This is a genomic window from Streptomyces galbus (assembly GCF_005280195.1).
GTDB lineage: Bacteria > Actinomycetota > Actinomycetes > Streptomycetales > Streptomycetaceae > Streptomyces > Streptomyces galbus.
Map to the genome: position 1 here is coordinate 323,571 of NZ_SZPR01000010.1, position 15,266 is coordinate 338,836.

General features: G+C 74.3%; 18 protein-coding genes. 9 read left to right on the forward strand and 9 right to left on the reverse strand.

The annotated features are described in order from the left end of the window. From E4U92_RS09760 to E4U92_RS09775, 4 genes are all read right to left on the reverse strand, one after another. On the reverse strand, positions 1-606 hold the full coding sequence (locus tag E4U92_RS09760) for a transglutaminase domain-containing protein (protein ID WP_168725079.1): 606 nt from the start codon (positions 604-606) through the stop codon (positions 1-3). A gap of 89 nt (positions 607-695) precedes the next feature. Next, positions 696-1,766, reverse strand: a complete 1,071-nt coding sequence (locus tag E4U92_RS09765) for a threonine aldolase family protein (RefSeq protein WP_137299904.1) — start codon at positions 1,764-1,766, stop codon at positions 696-698. Beyond that, complete coding sequence (locus E4U92_RS09770) at positions 1,763-2,509, reverse strand: SDR family oxidoreductase (protein ID WP_137299905.1); 747 nt, start codon at positions 2,507-2,509, stop codon at positions 1,763-1,765. The genes E4U92_RS09765 and E4U92_RS09770 overlap by 4 nt, the downstream gene beginning before the upstream one ends. Before the next feature lie 38 nt (positions 2,510-2,547). Continuing rightward, complete coding sequence (locus tag E4U92_RS09775; protein WP_137299906.1) at positions 2,548-3,945, reverse strand: DUF6421 family protein; 1,398 nt, start codon at positions 3,943-3,945, stop codon at positions 2,548-2,550. 252 nt (positions 3,946-4,197) lie between these two features. On the opposite strand from E4U92_RS09775, the gene E4U92_RS09780 reads away from it, so the two are divergent. Next, positions 4,198-4,881 carry a glycerophosphodiester phosphodiesterase gene (locus tag E4U92_RS09780; RefSeq protein WP_137299907.1) on the forward strand — a complete coding sequence of 228 codons (684 nt, stop codon included), beginning with the start codon at positions 4,198-4,200 and terminating at the stop codon, positions 4,879-4,881. Positions 4,882-4,900: 19 nt separating this feature from the next. On the opposite strand, the gene E4U92_RS09785 is transcribed toward E4U92_RS09780, so the two are convergent. Next, entirely contained in the window at positions 4,901-5,443 is a 543-nt protein-coding gene (locus E4U92_RS09785) for a GNAT family N-acetyltransferase (protein WP_137299908.1), read from the reverse strand. Between the two features lie 137 nt (positions 5,444-5,580). Here E4U92_RS09785 and E4U92_RS09790 point away from each other — a divergent pair, with 137 nt between their 5' ends. Together E4U92_RS09790 and E4U92_RS09795 are read left to right on the forward strand one after the other, a co-directional pair. After that, positions 5,581-5,973 carry a VOC family protein gene (locus tag E4U92_RS09790; protein WP_137299909.1) on the forward strand — a complete coding sequence of 131 codons (393 nt, stop codon included), beginning with the start codon at positions 5,581-5,583 and terminating at the stop codon, positions 5,971-5,973. 71 nt (positions 5,974-6,044) lie between these two features. Further along, positions 6,045-6,809, forward strand: coding sequence for a VOC family protein (locus E4U92_RS09795; RefSeq protein WP_137299910.1), 765 nt, complete (start codon positions 6,045-6,047; stop codon positions 6,807-6,809). Between the two features lie 40 nt (positions 6,810-6,849). Here E4U92_RS09795 and E4U92_RS09800 read toward each other — a convergent pair whose 3' ends face one another. Continuing rightward, complete coding sequence (locus E4U92_RS09800; protein WP_137299911.1) at positions 6,850-7,458, reverse strand: MarR family winged helix-turn-helix transcriptional regulator; 609 nt, start codon at positions 7,456-7,458, stop codon at positions 6,850-6,852. Beyond that, positions 7,455-9,140, reverse strand: a complete 1,686-nt coding sequence (locus E4U92_RS09805; RefSeq protein ID WP_137299912.1) for an FUSC family protein — start codon at positions 9,138-9,140, stop codon at positions 7,455-7,457. Before E4U92_RS09805 ends, E4U92_RS09800 begins: the two co-directional genes overlap by 4 nt. Before the next feature lie 196 nt (positions 9,141-9,336). Here E4U92_RS09805 and E4U92_RS09810 point away from each other — a divergent pair, with 196 nt between their 5' ends. From E4U92_RS09810 to E4U92_RS35860, 3 genes are all read left to right on the forward strand, one after another. Next, positions 9,337-9,927: a DUF5134 domain-containing protein gene (locus E4U92_RS09810; RefSeq protein WP_137299913.1), complete on the forward strand. Its 591-nt coding sequence runs from the start codon at positions 9,337-9,339 to the stop codon at positions 9,925-9,927. 141 nt (positions 9,928-10,068) lie between these two features. Then, positions 10,069-11,019 carry a M56 family metallopeptidase gene (locus E4U92_RS09815; protein WP_137299914.1) on the forward strand — a complete coding sequence of 317 codons (951 nt, stop codon included), beginning with the start codon at positions 10,069-10,071 and terminating at the stop codon, positions 11,017-11,019. Beyond that, positions 11,016-11,183, forward strand: coding sequence for a hypothetical protein (locus E4U92_RS35860; protein ID WP_168725069.1), 168 nt, complete (start codon positions 11,016-11,018; stop codon positions 11,181-11,183). The genes E4U92_RS09815 and E4U92_RS35860 overlap by 4 nt, the downstream gene beginning before the upstream one ends. A gap of 127 nt (positions 11,184-11,310) precedes the next feature. Here the strand turns inward: E4U92_RS35860 and E4U92_RS09820 are convergent, their stop codons facing one another. Next, positions 11,311-12,846 (reverse strand): DHA2 family efflux MFS transporter permease subunit, encoded by a 1,536-nt coding sequence (locus E4U92_RS09820; protein WP_137299915.1) that lies wholly within the window; start codon positions 12,844-12,846, stop codon positions 11,311-11,313. Between the two features lie 27 nt (positions 12,847-12,873). Here E4U92_RS09820 and E4U92_RS09825 point away from each other — a divergent pair, with 27 nt between their 5' ends. Genes E4U92_RS09825 through E4U92_RS09835 form a run of 3 tightly spaced genes read left to right on the forward strand, consistent with a single transcriptional unit; the run spans position 12,874 to position 14,880 of the window. Next, positions 12,874-13,380 (forward strand): winged helix-turn-helix transcriptional regulator, encoded by a 507-nt coding sequence (locus E4U92_RS09825; RefSeq protein ID WP_137299916.1) that lies wholly within the window; start codon positions 12,874-12,876, stop codon positions 13,378-13,380. A gap of 60 nt (positions 13,381-13,440) precedes the next feature. Next, a complete protein-coding gene (locus tag E4U92_RS09830) occupies positions 13,441-14,130 on the forward strand; it encodes a phosphatase PAP2 family protein (protein WP_137299917.1) in 690 nt (229 codons plus the stop codon). A 51-nt stretch (positions 14,131-14,181) separates the two neighbouring features. After that, a complete protein-coding gene (locus E4U92_RS09835; RefSeq protein ID WP_137299918.1) occupies positions 14,182-14,880 on the forward strand; it encodes an HAD family hydrolase in 699 nt (232 codons plus the stop codon). A gap of 64 nt (positions 14,881-14,944) precedes the next feature. On the opposite strand, the gene E4U92_RS09840 is transcribed toward E4U92_RS09835, so the two are convergent. Continuing rightward, positions 14,945-15,199 (reverse strand): DUF2630 family protein, encoded by a 255-nt coding sequence (locus E4U92_RS09840; RefSeq protein WP_137299919.1) that lies wholly within the window; start codon positions 15,197-15,199, stop codon positions 14,945-14,947. Positions 15,200-15,266 lie beyond the last annotated feature (67 nt).

Consider the following 15,266-nt stretch of genomic DNA (forward strand, 5'->3'; position numbering starts at 1 on the left):
TCAGCGCGCGGTGGGCAGCTCGGTGGGGAGCGACCTCCACAGGTGTTCCCGGTCGGGTGCGGCGCGCAGCGCGGCGAGCACCAGCGGGTGGGGGGTGGCGTACAGCTCCGGGTGGTCGGCCTCGCCGGCTGCCGGGTCGGGGACCCAGGCCAGGCGCTCGCCGTCCAGGGAGAACCGGGCGTCGACGCCGGGTCTGTTGCCGCGGGGGTCCTGGCGGTGCCATGCGCCGTGGAAGCGGACGGCGACCAGTCCGTGGACGACGTGTCCGTCACTGTCGTCGTGGCGCAGGCGCTGGTAGCACAGCGCGGCGGGGATGTCCTCGGCGCGCAGCAGGGCGGCGAGCGCGTGCGCCTTGGCGTGGCAGATGCCGGTGCGCTGCTCCAGGACGTCCGAGGCACGCCAGGTCACGCGGGGGTCCCCGGCGTCCTGGGAGTGCGGGATGGTGTCCCGGACGAACGTGAAGGCGGCCCGTGCATAGTCATACGAGTCGACGGCTTCCCGGGCGAGGCCCGCGGCCGTCCGCCTGACCACCGGGTGGTCGTGGTCGATGACCTCGTCGGCGGCGAGGTACGCGGAGAGGTCGGGCGTCATCTGGATGAGCTGCATGCCCGCAGAGCATAGGAAAGCGATCACCCGAGCGTCAATGACTTTTCAGGTGATCGCATACCTATGCATTCAGTGAGCTGATCCGGCCGCTACCGGGCCATCTCCTCCTTGACCGCCGCGACGAACGCGTCGACGTCGTCCTCGGTCGTGTCGAAGGCGCACATCCAGCGCACGTCCCCGGCGGCCTCGTCCCAGAAGTAGAAGCGGAAGCGCTTCTGCAGGCGCAGGCTCACGTCGTGCGGGAGCCGGGCGAAGACGCCGTTGGCCTGGACCGGGTGCAGGATCTCCACCCCGTGCACCGCGCGCACGCCCTCCGCGAGGCGCTGGGCCATCTCGTTGGCGTGCCGGGCGTTGCGCAGCCACAGGTCCTTGGCGAGCAGGGCCTCCAACTGCACCGAGACGAACCGCATCTTGGAGGCGAGCTGCATCGACAGCTTGCGCAGGTGCTTCATCCGGCGGACCGCGTCCTGGTTGATGACGACGACCGCCTCGCCGAACATCGCGCCGTTCTTGGTCCCGCCCAGGGACAGGATGTCCACGCCGACCGCGTTGGTGAACGTCCGCATCGGGACGTCCAGCGCGGCGGCGGCGTTGGCTATCCGGGAGCCGTCGAGGTGGACCTTCATGCCGTGCGCGTGCGCGTGGTCGCAGATCGCGCGGATCTCCTCGGGCGTGTAGAGGGTGCCCAGCTCCGTGCTCTGGGTGATCGAGACGACCTGCGGCATCGCCCGGTGCTCGTCCTCCCAGCCCCACGCCTGCCGGTCGATCAGCTCGGGGGTGAGCTTGCCGTCCGGTGTCGGCACGGTGAGCAGCTTCAGGCCGCCCATGCGCTCGGGGGCGCCCCCCTCGTCGACGTTGATGTGGGCGCTCTCCGCGCAGATCACCGCGCCCCAGCGGTCGGTGACCGCCTGGAGCGCGACGACGTTGGCCCCGGTGCCGTTGAAGACCGGGAACGCCTCCGCCGTGGGACCGAAGTGGCCGCGGATGATCCGCTGGAGGTTCTCGGTGTACTCGTCCTCGCCGTACGCCACCTGGTGGCCGCCGTTGGCGAGGGCCAGGGCGGCCAGGACCTCGGGGTGGACCCCGGCGTAGTTGTCGCTGGCGAAACCGCGGACCTCCGGGTCGTGATGACGACGCGCGTCGGTCTTCGGGGGGTTCACGGCTTCTCGGTGAGCCACAGGCGCTGTCCGTTCACTTCCTTGGCGGACTTCTCCCACACCCCGACGATCGCCTCGGCGAGGTCCTTCACGTCGGTGAAGCCCGCGAACTTCGCGTTGGGCCGGTCCGCGCGCATCGCGTCGTGCACCAACGCCTTCACCACCAGGATGGCAGCCGCCGACGTCGGGCCCTGCTCGCCCCCGGCCTTGCGGAAGTAGTCCGCCATGGCGAGCGTCCACGCCTCGGCCGCGGCCTTGCCGGCGGCGTACGCGGCGTTGCCCGCGGTCGGCTTGGTCGCGCCCGCGGCGCTGATCAGCACGTACCGGCCGCGGTCGCTGCGCTGGAGCACCTCTGAGAAGGCCAGCGAGGTGTGCTGCACGGTGCGCACGAGCAGCAGCTCCAGGAAGTCCCAGTCGTCGAGGCTGGTCTTGATGAAGGTCTCGCTGCCGCGCCAGCCGCCGACGAGGTGGACCAGGCCGTCGACGCGGCCGAACTCCTTCTCGGTGCGGGCGGCCCAGTCACGGGTGGACTGCAGGTCGAGCAGGTCGACCGTCTCCCCGGTGACCGTGGCCCCGCCGGAGGCGTAGCGGGCCGCGTCCACGGCCTCGGCGAGCCGCTCCGGGTCGTTGTCCGCGCCGATGACCGTGGCGCCGGCCTCGGCCAGCCGCAGCAGTGCCGCCCGGCCGGCGGGTCCGCCCGCACCGGCCACCGCGATGACCGCACCGTCGAGAGCCCCGTTGCCCATGTTCTTCCCCTTCGCGGCAGTGTGCTGGAGTCGGTCGCTCACGCGGCGACCCGCTCGGCGCCGTCGGCCGTGATGCCCTTGGTGGAGGCGATCACGTTCTTCAGCTTCTTGGACAGTGCCTCATAGAACATGCTCAGGGGAAACTCGTCCGGAAGCACGTCGTCCACCAGCTTGCGCGGCGGCTGGGTCAGGTCCAGGGCGTCGGGGCCCTTGGCCCACATGGAGCCGGGGTGCGGGGCGAGGTAGGCGGCGACCAGCTCGTAGCCGGCGAACCAGTGGACGAGCTTCGGGCGGTCGATGCCGTCGCGGTACAGCTTCTCGATCTCGGCGCACAGCTCGTTGGTGACCTGCGGGGCGCGCTGCCAGTCGATGTGCAGCTTGTTGTCGGTCCAGCGGACGACGTCGTGCTTGTGCAGGTAGGCGAAGAGGAGCTGGCCGCCGAGGCCGTCGTAGTTGCGCACCCGCTCGCCCGTGACCGGGAAGCGGAACATGCGGTCGAAGAGGACCGCGTACTGCACGTCACGGGCCTGCGGGACGCCGTCGGCCTCCAGCTTCACGGCCTCCTTGAAGGCGGTCAGGTCGCAGCGCAGCTCCTCCAGGCCGTACATCCAGAACGGCTGGCGCTGCTTGATCATGAACGGGTCGAACGGCAGGTCGCCGTGGCTGTGAGTGCGGTCGTGGACCATGTCCCACAGGACGAAGGCGTCCTGGCAGCGCTTCTGGTCGTCGACCATCGCGGCGATGTCCTCGGGCAGGTCGAGGCCCAGGATGTCGACGGCGGCGGCGGTGACGCGGCGGAAGCGGGCGGCCTCGCGGTCGCAGAAGATGCCACCCCAGGTGAAACGTTCCGGCGCCTGGCGGACGGCGATGGTCTCGGGGAAGAGGACGGCGGAGTTGGTGTCGTAGCCGGCCGTGAAGTCCTCGAAGGTGATGCCGCAGAACAGCGGGTTGTCGTAGCGGGTGCGCTCCAGCTCGGCGAGCCAGTCCGGCCAGACCATGCGCAGCACGACCGCCTCGAGGTTGCGGTCGGGGTTGCCGTTCTGCGTGTACATCGGGAAGACGACCAGGTGCTGCAGGCCGTCGCGGCGGTCTGCGGCGGGCTGGAAGGCCAGCAGCGAGTCCAGGAAGTCCGGCACCGCGAAGCCGCCGTCGGCCCACGCGTGCAGGTCCGCGACCAGGGCCTCGTGGTAGGCGGCGTCGTGCGGGAGCAGCGGGGAGAGCTCGCGGACCGCCTCGGTCACGCGGCGCACCGCGGCCTCGGCGTCGGCCCGGCCCGGGGCGCCCTCGGCGCCGAAGTCGATCGAGCCGTCCTTGGACTGCCACGGCCGTATCTGCTCCACGGCATCCTTGAGCCGCGGCCAGGCCGGGTGCTCCACGACCCTGCCGGCCGGAGGAACCTGCTCCTCGGTCGCCGCCTGCACAAGAATTTCCGTCATGTCCCATCCTCCACTGGAGAACCTCGCGTAAGGACACCGTATGCGGACGAGGTTTCCCCCAGCAAGGGGATCATCGGGAAATCGTCCCGTATGACTTCATGACGACGGAAGTTTTTCCTGTCGCCCCCCGCCGGGACGGCGCCTTCCCCGGCCGTGTGACGGGGACGGAAACTCCGGCGTACGGGCGGGTACATCCCTGGCGAAGAGCACTAGGCTGCGGCTCCGGCTGCCGTCGACGGAAGCGAGGCGACGTTGAACTTCCTCACCATCGGTCACCGCGGGCTCATGGGCGTCGAGCCCGAGAACACCCTCCGTTCCTTCGTCGCCGCCGAGCAGGCCGGCCTCGACGTCATCGAACTGGACCTCCACCTGAGCAAGGACGGCGCGCTCGTCGTCATGCACGATGCGGACGTGGACCGCACGACCGACGGCACCGGCCCGATCGCCGAGCAGACCCTCGCCGAGCTGCGCGCGCTGGACGCGGGGCGCGGGGAGCGCGTCCCGGTGTTCGAGGAGGTCCTGGACGCGGTGCGCAGCCCGCTCCAGGCGGAGATCAAGGACGTGCAGGCGGCGCGGGCGCTCGCCGAGGTGCTGCACGCGCGCGCCCTGGTGGACCGGGTGGAGGTGTCGTCCTTCCACGACGAGGCGATCGCCGAGATCGCCCGGCTGGTGCCCGGCGTGCGCACCGCGCTGATCGGCAGCCGCTACGGCACCGACGTGGTCGAGCGGGCCGTGGCCGTGGGCGCCGCGACGGTCTGCCTGAACATCCGCCGGCTCACCCTGGAGATCGTCGAGCTGGCCCGCGCGAAGGACCTGCGCATCATCGGCTGGGTGGTGAACACCCAGGACCAGCTCCGGCTGGTGCGCGCCCTGGGGCTGGACGGGGCGACCACCGACCTCCCGGAGATCAAGCGCACCGGCCGCTTCACGGCCTGAGCGCCGGGCGGGCGAAACGTCACACCAGCGGCTTGACCAGCAGCTCGAAGGCCAGGTCGGCGCGGCGCGGGATGCCGAAGCGCTCGTCGCCGTACGGGAACGGCGACGTCCGGCCCGTACGGCGGTAGCCGCGCCGCTCGTACCAGGCGATGAGGTCCTCGCGCACCGAGATCACCGTCATGTGCATCTCGGTGGCGCCCCAGGTCTCGCGGGCCCGCCGCTCCGCCTCGGCGAGGACCGCCTTGCCGAGGCCGGCGCCCTGCAGCGCGGGGCTGACCGCGAACATCCCGAAGTAGGCGTGCTCGCCGCGGTGCTCGAGCTGGCAGCAGGCCACGATCCGGCCGTCGCGCTCCACCGTCAGCAGCCGGCTGTCGGGCGAGGTGACGATGTCCCGCACGCCCTCGGGGTCGGTGCGCTGCCCGTCGAGGATGTCCGCCTCCGTCGTCCAGCCCGCCCGGCTGGAGTCACCCCGGTACGCCGACTCCACCAGCGCGACCAGGGCGTCCACGTCCGCCTCGGTGGCGTCGCGGAAGCTCAGCGGGGTGGCTGCGGCGGTGTCCATACGGGGGATCTCCAGTCTCGGGGCGCGGCGGGGCCGGTACGAGGGTAACGGGCACCGGCCGGCCGGTCGGGACGGCCCGTGACCCAGGCGGCTCCGGGCCGGGCCGATCCGGACGACAGGCGCTAGTGTCCGGGTGCATGGTGCAGGTACTGAGCAGCCGGACGCTGATCCGGCCCACCGATCCGGACCGCTCCCGCGACTTCTACGGCGCACGGCTGGGGCTCGCCGTGGCACGGGAGTTCGGCACCGGGCCCGAACGCGGGACCGTCTACTTCCTCGGCGGCGGCTTCCTGGAGCTGTCCGGCCGCGCCGACACGCCGCCGGACCCCTCCCTGCGGCTCTGGCTCCAGGTGCCGGACGCCGCGGCGGCCCACGAGGAACTGCGGGCGAAGGGCGTGGAGATCGTCCGGCCGCCGGTCAAGGAACCGTGGGGCCTGGTCGAGATGTGGATCGCCGACCCGGACGGACTGCCGATCGTGCTGGTCGAGGTGCCCGCGGACCACCCGATCCGGTACCGGCCGGGGATCTGACCTTCGGATGGCCGGGGCGCGGGCCGGGGCTTAGCGTGCTGGAAGGGGCCTGTCCGCGCGGAAGGAACCTCATGAAGCTCGACAAGCCCGTCCCCGGCGGCCCGTGCTGGACGGAGCTGGGCACCACCGACGTCGACGGCGCCCGGCGCTTCTACGGCGAGCTGTTCGGCTGGCGGTCCGAGACGGACCCGCGGCAGGAGGCGGGCGGCTACACCATGGCCCACCTCGGCGACACGGCCGTGGCGGCACTCACCCCGCTGTACCAGCCGGAGCAGCCGGTGGCCTGGAACGTCTCCTTCGGGGTGTCCGACGCCGAGGTCACCTGCCGGCTGCTGACCGAGCTGGGCGGCCGGGTCCTCGTGGGGCCGATGGACGTCCTGGAGGCGGGCCGCTTCGTGGTGGCCGCCGACCCGACCGGCGCGGTCTTCCGGCTCTGGCAGGCCCGCGCGTTCCCCGGCGCGGGGCTGTTCAACGTGCCCGGTGCGCTCGGCTGGGTGGAGCTGCTGACCCGTGACGCCCGGCGGGCGGAGACCTTCTACACCACCGTGTTCGGCTGGACCGTGCGCACCTCGGAGAACTACACGCAGTGGGGCGTGGGCGGGGCGGACTTCGGCGGGATGGTGCCGATGGACGACAAGTTCCCGCCCGAGGTGCCGCCGCACTGGCTGCCCTACTTCGCGGTGGCCGACGTCGACGGGGCGACGGCCGTGGCCACGGGCGCCGGCGGCACCGCCCTGATGGAGCCGACGAGCGTGCCGGACGGCCCCCGCATCGCGGTGCTGCGCGACCCGCAGGGCGCGATGTTCGGCGTCTACCGGGCGGGGGACGAGGGGTGAGGAGCGCCGCCGGGAGCGGCGCGGTGCGCGGCCCCGCCGCTCAGCGCCGCAGCCCCTGCATGTGGCCCTCCAGGCGGCTCAGCAACTCGCCCAGCAGGCCCGCGAGTTCCCCCTGCCGGTCACCGTCCAGCGCGGACAGCACGGCCTTCTCGTAGGCGAGTTGCTCGGGCAGGATGCCGTCGACCAGGGCCCGTCCCGCCTCCGTGAGACGTACGTGGGCCACGCGCCGGTCACGGGTGTCGCCCCGGCGCTCCACCAGGCCGCGCTCGGTGAGCTGCTTGACGCGCTTGGTGACGGCGGCGCCCGAGGAGAAGGTCTCCCGGGCCAGTTCGCCGGGTGTCAGCTCGTGCCCGGTGCGGCGCAGCGCCCCGAGCAGGTCGAACTCGGCGCGGCTGAGCCCGGCCCGGCGCAGCGGGGCGTCCTCGGCCTGCTGCAGGAGGGCCGCGCAGCGGTTCACCCGGCCGATGACCTCCATGGGCCCGGTGTCCAGCTCGGGGTGCACCTCCCGCCACTGCCGCACGACGCCGGCGACGGTGTCCCGGGCGGCCGCGGGGGTACCGGTGCCTTCGCCGGCACCCGTGCCGGTGCCCGTCCGTGCCGTGTCCGCCCCGGCCGTGCTCCCCGCCCTGGCCACCTGGGGTGCCGTCATCGCCGTACGTCCTCCGCTCCGCCGTCCGTGTCCCGGGCCAGGAGCAGGCCCTGGCGCCGTACCGTAGCGGCGAGCGTACGGTGTCCGGACCGCTCGGCCGCCACCACCCTCTCCTGCGGCAGGGCGCGCTGCCACCACTCGCCGGAGGCGGCGTCGGCGGTGGTGCGCAGGTCGGCCAGCGCGGCGGTCAGCGACCGGCGGGCCCCCTCCAGCGCGGCGGGCGCCGGCCCGGGCTCGGCGAGCAGGCGGGCAGTGCGCTCGCGGGCGCGTTCGGCGGTGCTCAGGGCCTGCGTGAGGCGGTCGCCCGCGCTCCGGTCGGTGACGACGAGCGCCGCCACGAAGCCGACCAGGGCGCCGACGACGGTGTCCACGACCCGCTCGGTGATCAGCTCACCGGAGTCCTGCCGGCGGGCGAACTCCGTGATGAGCAGCGCCATCGGGGTCACGCAGACGCTGCCCAGCCAGTAGTTGCGGCTGATCAGGGCCTCCGCGCCGAAGTTGAGGGCGAGGCAGCACAGGACGAGCGCCGCCTGGTGGAGGTGGGCGAGCGGCACGAGTGCGGCGAAGGCGAGGACGCCGACCAGGTTGCCGACCACGCGCTGCACGGCCCGGCTCCAGGTGAGGGCGAGGTTGGCCTGGTAGAGGGACGCGGCGGTGACCAGGGCCCAGTACGGGCGGCCGACGCCGAGCGCCAGGGAGGCGTAGCCGGCCAGGGCGCAGCCGAGCGCGGTGCGGGCGGCGAGGGGCGCGAGGTGGCGGAGGCGGCCGGTCCAGGGGTGCCGGTCGGCGGCCAGTTCGGCCTCGACGCCGAGGATCTCGTCGTCGTCGGCCAGGTCGTCCGGGTGCGGTACGGCCGCGGTGCCGCGCAGATCGCGCGCCCAGGCGCGCAGCCGCTCCGGGGCGGTGTCGGCCGGGGCGGCGAGGGCGACCTCGGCGCGGACCACGAGGCGCTCCAGGGCACGGCGGGTGGCGTCGGTGCGGGCGCCGGGGGCGAGCAGCGTCTGCCAGGCGGCCTGCACGGCGGCGGCCGGGGCAGCGCGCAGCCGGGGGTCGTCCGCGCCGTCGGGGGCCTCCCGGTACCGCTCGACGTACCCCGCGGTCGCGGCGAGGGCCTGGGCGACGGCCCTCCGTTCGGGGCCGTGCGGCCGCAGCAGGCCGGGGGCCATGCCGACGAGCCACGCCCAGGCACCGGCGGCCAGGGCCAGTCCCAGGTGGCCGGGGATCTGACCGAGGGTCTGCGGGACGAAGAGGGCGGCGGAGCTGATGAAGGTGAGCACCACGTTCCCGGGCGGTCCCACCCGCGTCGCGTCGCACAGGGTCTTCTGCGCGGCGGCCAGCAGGGCGCCGACGGTGACGAGCACGACGGCGTTCGCGGTGAGCGAGGCGGTGACGAGCGACCCGGCCAGCCCGGCGACCATCCCGAGGACCACCCACACCAGGGCGCGCGCCCGGGCGGCGTACGGACGGTTGTGGGCGTACAGCGCGCACAGCGAGCCGGCCATCGTGTACATCGCCAGGTCGAGGCGGCCGAGCGCGAGCAGGGTGAGGTTCGGCGGGGCGACCGCGACCACGACGCTCAGGGCGGGCTTGAACCAGATCGGCGAGGGCCGGCCCAGCCGCAGTACGCCCGCGAGGGTGAGCCGACGGGGGGTGGCGGGGGAAGAGGAGCGGCGGGGAGACATCCCTCCAATTTAGCAGGTGTTTTACCCGTGAAATTACTGCGGGCGGGCCTCCTGCGGGCGACTCACCTGCTGCTCACCGCGCGTGCTCCGTCGAATGCTCCCCGTGTACACCTCTGCGCTTGCGTGCGCGCCGCGTGCCTCGGGCATCGCATCCCTGGAGCGGACCGACGAGCGACCGTCGAGCGGGGAGGTGCGCGTGCACGGACCGGCTTCGCCCGGCTGGCTCCTGGTGGCGCTGTGCGCGGTGACCGGGACCTACTGCCTGCTGCGGATGCGCAGCGGCGTCGAGGAGCAGCGCCGGGCCGCGGGCGGCGAGGCGCTGATGGGGTTCGGGATGGCCGTGATGGCCGTACCGACCGCGGTGTTCGCCCCACCGGGCTGGGCCTGGCCGGTCTACGCCGCGGTCTTCGGGGCGGCGGCGCTGCGCGCCCTGTGGGCGGCCCGCCGCAGCGCCCATCACGTGCACCACCTCGTGGGCACGGCGGCGATGATCTACATGGCGCTCACCATGGCCGCCTCCCCCGCCCGGGGCCACGGCCACGTGCACGGGGCTTCCGGCGTCCCGGCGCTGACCGGGGTGCTGCTGGTCTACTTCACGGGGTACGTCCTCGTCACCGGCGCGCGGCTGATACCGGTACCGGCGGGCGCGGCCGTGACCGGCCTGCCGTCGAGCACCGGGGGCCCTGCCGCCGTCGGCGCCCCGCGCTGGGGCGACCGGCCGGAGCTGGCACGCGCGTGCCGGCTGTCCATGGGGATCGGGATGCTGGCGATGCTGCTGACGATGTGAGGCGGGCCGTACGGGCCCGAGGACGGCCGGGCCCGAGGACGGCCGGCCCGCACGGCGAGGCGCACCGGACGCCGTGGAGTGCGTCACTTCGCCCTCGAAGGCCGTACCGCCGGGCGGTGGGCCGCTCATAGGGTGCTGCCCATGATGGTCCCCGCGGTCCTGCTGCTGCTCGCCGCCGTGACGGCCGTCGTGGCTCCCCGGCTGCTCGCCCGGGCCGACTGGCCGGACCGTGAACCGGTGGTGGCGCTGTGGGCGTGGCAGTGCGTGGTGGCGGCGGTGCTGCTGTGCTGCGCGCTGTCGATGACCCTCTGCGCGGCGGCCGCCTGGCAGGCGGTGCGCGGGCAGGTGTTCGCGCCCGCGCCGCCCGGGGTGGTGGAGGCGTACGCACTGGGCGCGCCCGGCCCGTGGGCCGCCCCGATCGCCGTGGCGCTGTTCTGCGCCGGGCTGTGGAGCGGCGCGATGCTCGTGCGCGAAGTGGCCCGCGCCCGGCGGGGTCTGCGCCTGCGCGAGGCCGAACTGCGGCTGCGGGCGCCGCTGTTGCCCGGTGAGGAGCCGCAGGCGGGCCGGCTGGTGGTGCTGGAGGGTGAGCGGCCCGACGCCTGGTGGCTGCCGGGACCGGCGCCCCGACTGGTGGTCACCACAGCCGCGTTGCGCCGGCTGAAGGGGCGGCGGCTGGACGCGGTGCTGGCGCACGAGCAGGGTCACGCGCAGGCCCGGCACCACTGGCTGCTGCACTGCTCGGTCGCGCTGGCGAGCGGGTTCCCGCAGGTGCCGGTGTTCGCGGCGTTCCGCGACGAGATGCACCGCCTGGTCGAACTGGCCGCCGACGACGTGGCCTCCCGGCGCCACGGCCGGCTGACCACGGCCCTCGCCCTGGTCGAACTCAACGAGGACCGGGGCGTGTTCGGCCCCTCCCCCACCTCCCAGACGCACGTCCCGCAGCGCGTCCGGCGCCTCCTGGCCCCCCAGGACCGGCTCCCCGCGACGCGCAGGCTCGGCCTCACCGCGACCGCCGCACTGGTCCCCGCGCTGCCCGTCCTCGTCACGCTGGTCCCAGCACTCAGGGTGCTGGGCCTGGGCCTGCCCTCGTGACCGGCGACGCGGCCGGCCCGGCCGGCTGGCCCGCCCCGACGACGGGCCTGATCGTGCACGTCGACCGGCGGGGCCTGTTCGGCGGGCACCGGTGGGAGGCCGACGTGCTGGCTGGCATCTTCGACGGTGAACGGACCCGGCTCCTCGTCCACGGCCCGACCTGACGGACCTCCGGTCGTCCTGCGGCGCGGCCTCGGCGCCCTGGACGACCGGGCCGGTCCGGCGTACCGCGGGTCGGCGCGCCGGCCCGGCCCCGCGGTGTCGCCTACGGACCGAGGCCGTCCCCGGCCGTCACTGACCGGCTGCGCCTTCGGTCAAGGGGGCGGCCGGCGTCTGCGTCGGGGGCGCGGCCTCGCGTGTGCGGGCGCCGCGGGTGATCCGTACGCCGATGACGGCCGTGGCGACGCTCAGCGCCGCCGCCACCACCCACGCGACACGGAAGTCCGGCTGCTGCGCCGGGCCGACGTGCGTACCGACGACGGCGACGAGGAGCGCGACGCCGACCGTGGCGGACATCTGGCGCACGGAGTTGACCAGGGCCGACCCGGTGGCCGCCCGGTGGCCCGGCAGGGAACTGACGCCGGCCGCCACCAGCGTGCCGAGGGTGAGGCCGACGCCCACACCGCCGAGGACCTGGCTGGGCAGCAGGTCGAGCCAGTAGTCGGCGTCGAGGGAGGCGAAGCAGGTGCGCCAGAGCATGGCGGCGGCGAAGAGCAGCCCACCCGCGGTGACCAGCGGCCCGTGGCCCAGGCGCTGTGCGGCGCGCGCGGTGAGCACGGTGACGACGGGGACCAGGGCGGGGCCGGGCACCATGGCGACGCCGGTGCGCAGGGCGCTCCAGTGCCAGATCTCCTGGCACCACAGGACGTTGGACAGCAGCATGATCGCGAAGGCGATGCCGAACGCGAAGGTGCCGGCGCTCGCGGCGCCGAACTGGGGAAGGCGCAGCAGGGGCAGTTCGAACAGCGGGTGACGGTGCCGCAGCGAGCGGCGGACGAAGGCGGCGGCGCCGGCCAGGGCGAGGACGAACAGCGTCAGGCTCCTGGCGTCCAGCCAGCCCCAGTCCGGTGCCTGCACCAGGGCGCCGGACAGTGCGGCGATCGCGAGGGTGATCAGCACGGCACCCGCCAGGTCGGGCAGGCGGCCCTCCTCCCTGCGTGCGGTCGAGGGCAGGACGCGCAGCCCCGCGGCCACGGTGGCGATGCCGATGGGCACGTTGATCACGAAGACCCAGCGCCAGTCGACCTGGACCAGCAGTCCGCCGGCGACCGGGCCCGCGGCGGCGGCGAGCCCGCCCACGGCGGCCCAGTTGCGGGTGGCGCGGGTGCGGTGCTCGGCCGGCACGGAGGCCAGCAGGAGTGCCAGGGAGGTGGGCAACTGGGCGGCGGCGCCGACCGCCTGGAGGGCCCGGGCGGCCACGAGGGTGCCGAGGTCCGGCGCCACGGCACAGGCGAGGGAGGCGAGGGTGAAGAGGGTGACGCCCGCGAGGAACACCGGCCGCTGTCCTATCCGGTCGCCCAGGCGCCCCGCCACGACGAGGAGGGCCGCGAGGGCGATGGCGTAGGCGTTGAGCACCCACGACAGGGAGCTGAGGGTGGCCGCGCCGCCGGCGGAGGAGGCGAAGGACGAGCCGATGGCGGGCAGCGCCACGTTGACGATCCACAGATCGAGGTTCGTCATGAAGACGGCCAGGAGGATGACGATCGACGCCACACGCTGATTTGAAATCCAAACCGATGAGGTCATGGGGTCAGCGAAGCACGATGTGGTTTGAGATTCAAACCGTATGCGAGAGCCGGCGTCCCGCTCTTGCCCGAGCTTTGACATCCAAAGCCCACGCGCGATACTCGGAGCGTGACCACACACCGCACCGATCCGTACGAGGTCCCCGGCCGCCCCTGCTCGATCGCCGCCGCCCTGCAGGTCGTCGGCGACCGCTGGTCGCTGCTGGCCGTCCGCGAGGTCACCTTCGGCAACCACCGGTTCCGCCAGATCGCCAGGAACACCGGCGCCCCCACGGACCGCCTGTCCGCCCGGCTGAAGAGCCTGGTCGCCGACGGCGTCCTGGAGCGGCGCCCGCTGCCCGACGACCCGCGCCACGACGGCTACTACCTGACCGAGGCCGGCCGCGACCTGCTCGGCGTCATCCGCGAACTGCTGCGCTGGGGCGACCGCTGGCTGACCACCTCCCCGCCGATGAGGCTGCGCCACCACGACCACGACCTCAGCGTGCGTCCGGTCTGCGCGCACTGCGGCGAGCCGGTGACCCGGGGCGAGGTGCACGCGGAGGTGGCCGCGGCGGGCTGGACGCTGGCGGGGCCGGCCCTGGAGCCGGCCGGCCAGGAGGCCCGGGACGCGTGACGGCGCGGATCGCCGCCCCGGGGTTGGCCTCCCGCCCCGTGGTTCGGCGAGGATCGCTCCATGAGCACCCCGTCCGTCGACGCCCCGCCCCGTCCGCCCGTGCCCCGTACGGCCGTCCGCGCCACGCTGCTGCTGACGCTGTGCTCGCTGGTGCTGCTGGTGCTGGTGGCCGTCAGATGGGAGCCGCTGATGTCCGTCGACGGAGCCGTTTCCCGCACCGCGCACCGCTGGGCGGTCGACGAGCCGGGCGTCACCCACGCCTTCCGGATCCTGTCGGACTGGGTGTGGGACCCGACGACGATGCGGCTGCTGGGCGCGACGGTGGCGGTGTGGCTGGTGTGGCGGCGCGGGGCCTGGTGGACGGCCTGCTGGCTGGTGGCCGTGTCGGCGCTCGGCACCGTGGTGCAGCAGGGCCTGAAGGCCGCGGTCGGCCGCCCGCGGCCGCGGTGGCCGGACCCGGTCGACTCCGCCCACTTCCAGGCGTACCCGTCGGGGCACGCCCTGACCGCGGCGGTGGTCTGCGGCCTGCTCCTGTGGCTCCTGCACCGCGCCGACCCGCCGAGGGCCCTGTGGCGTACGGCGGTGGCGCTGGCGGCCGTCTCGGTGGCCGGCGTCGGCCTGACCCGTGTGTGGCTCGGCGTCCACTGGCCCTCGGACGTGCTCGGCGGCTGGCTGCTGGGCGCGGCCCTGGTGGCGGCGGCGATCACCGCGCACCACCGGTGGCAGCCGGTGCGACCGCCCCGGGCGTGACATCCGCGGGCGCCGGACAGCGGACCCCGCGCGCGATCTAGGATCGGCGCCATGGCGACCGTCCTGTTCGACTTCTCCGGCACGCTGTTCCGCATCGAGTCCGCCGACTCCTGGCTGCGGGCCACCCTGGACGAGGCCGGCGCGGCCCTCCCGGACGCGGAACTGCAGGAGACTGCACGGGCGTTGGAGGCGGCCGGGGCGCTGCCCGGGGGCGCGGCCCCGCAGGGGGTGCCGCAGGAACTGGCCGAGCTGTGGCGCCGGCGCGACGAGAGCGCGGCGCTGCACCGGGCGGCGTACACCGGGCTCGCCCGCCGGGTGCCGCTGTCCGACCCGGCGCTCTACGACGCCCTGTACGAGCGGCACATGAGCCCGGCCGCCTGGGAGCCGTACCCGGACGCCGCCGAGGTGCTGCGGACGCTCGTGGACCGCGGCGTCCGCGTCGGCGTGGTGAGCAACATCGGCTGGGACCTGCGTCCCGTGTTCCGCGCGCACGGCCTGGACGCGTGCGTGGACGCCTACGTGCTGTCGTACGAGCACGGCGTGCAGAAGCCGGATCCGCGGCTGTTCCAGGTGGCCTGTGACGCGCTGGGCGCGGACCCGCGGCGCACGCTGATGGTGGGCGACAACCGGCGGGCGGACGGCGGCGCGGCGGCGCTGGGCTGTGCGGTGCACTTCGTGGACCACCTGCCCGCCCGGCTGCGGCCGGACGCCCTGCGCCCCGTGCCGGACCTGGCGGCGGCGCTCGGCTGAGTCCGGGCGGCCGTCCGCCCACGGCGCGCCGCCGGGCGCGCGGCGGTCCCCGGTCGGGCGCCGCTCAGGCCCGGTAGCCCTCCACCTGCGACGAGGGGCGCACCTGGGCGTCGTCGGGGTTCTCCCCGTACTCGCTCTTGGCGCGCCGCTGGCGCAGCAGGTCCCAGCACTGGTCGAGCGCGCGCTCCAGCTCGGCCAGCCGCTGCCGCTCGGTGTCGCCGTCGATGCGCCCGGCGGCGAGGTCCGACCGGAGCCGATGCTCGTCCTCGACCATCTCCGAGATCCTCGACAGGATCCGGCGGTCCTGCTCCTGCTCCATGTCCGCTCACCTTCTCCGCGCTCGGCGTCGAGCCCAGCCTAGGGAGATCACGGCGGCGCGGCGACCC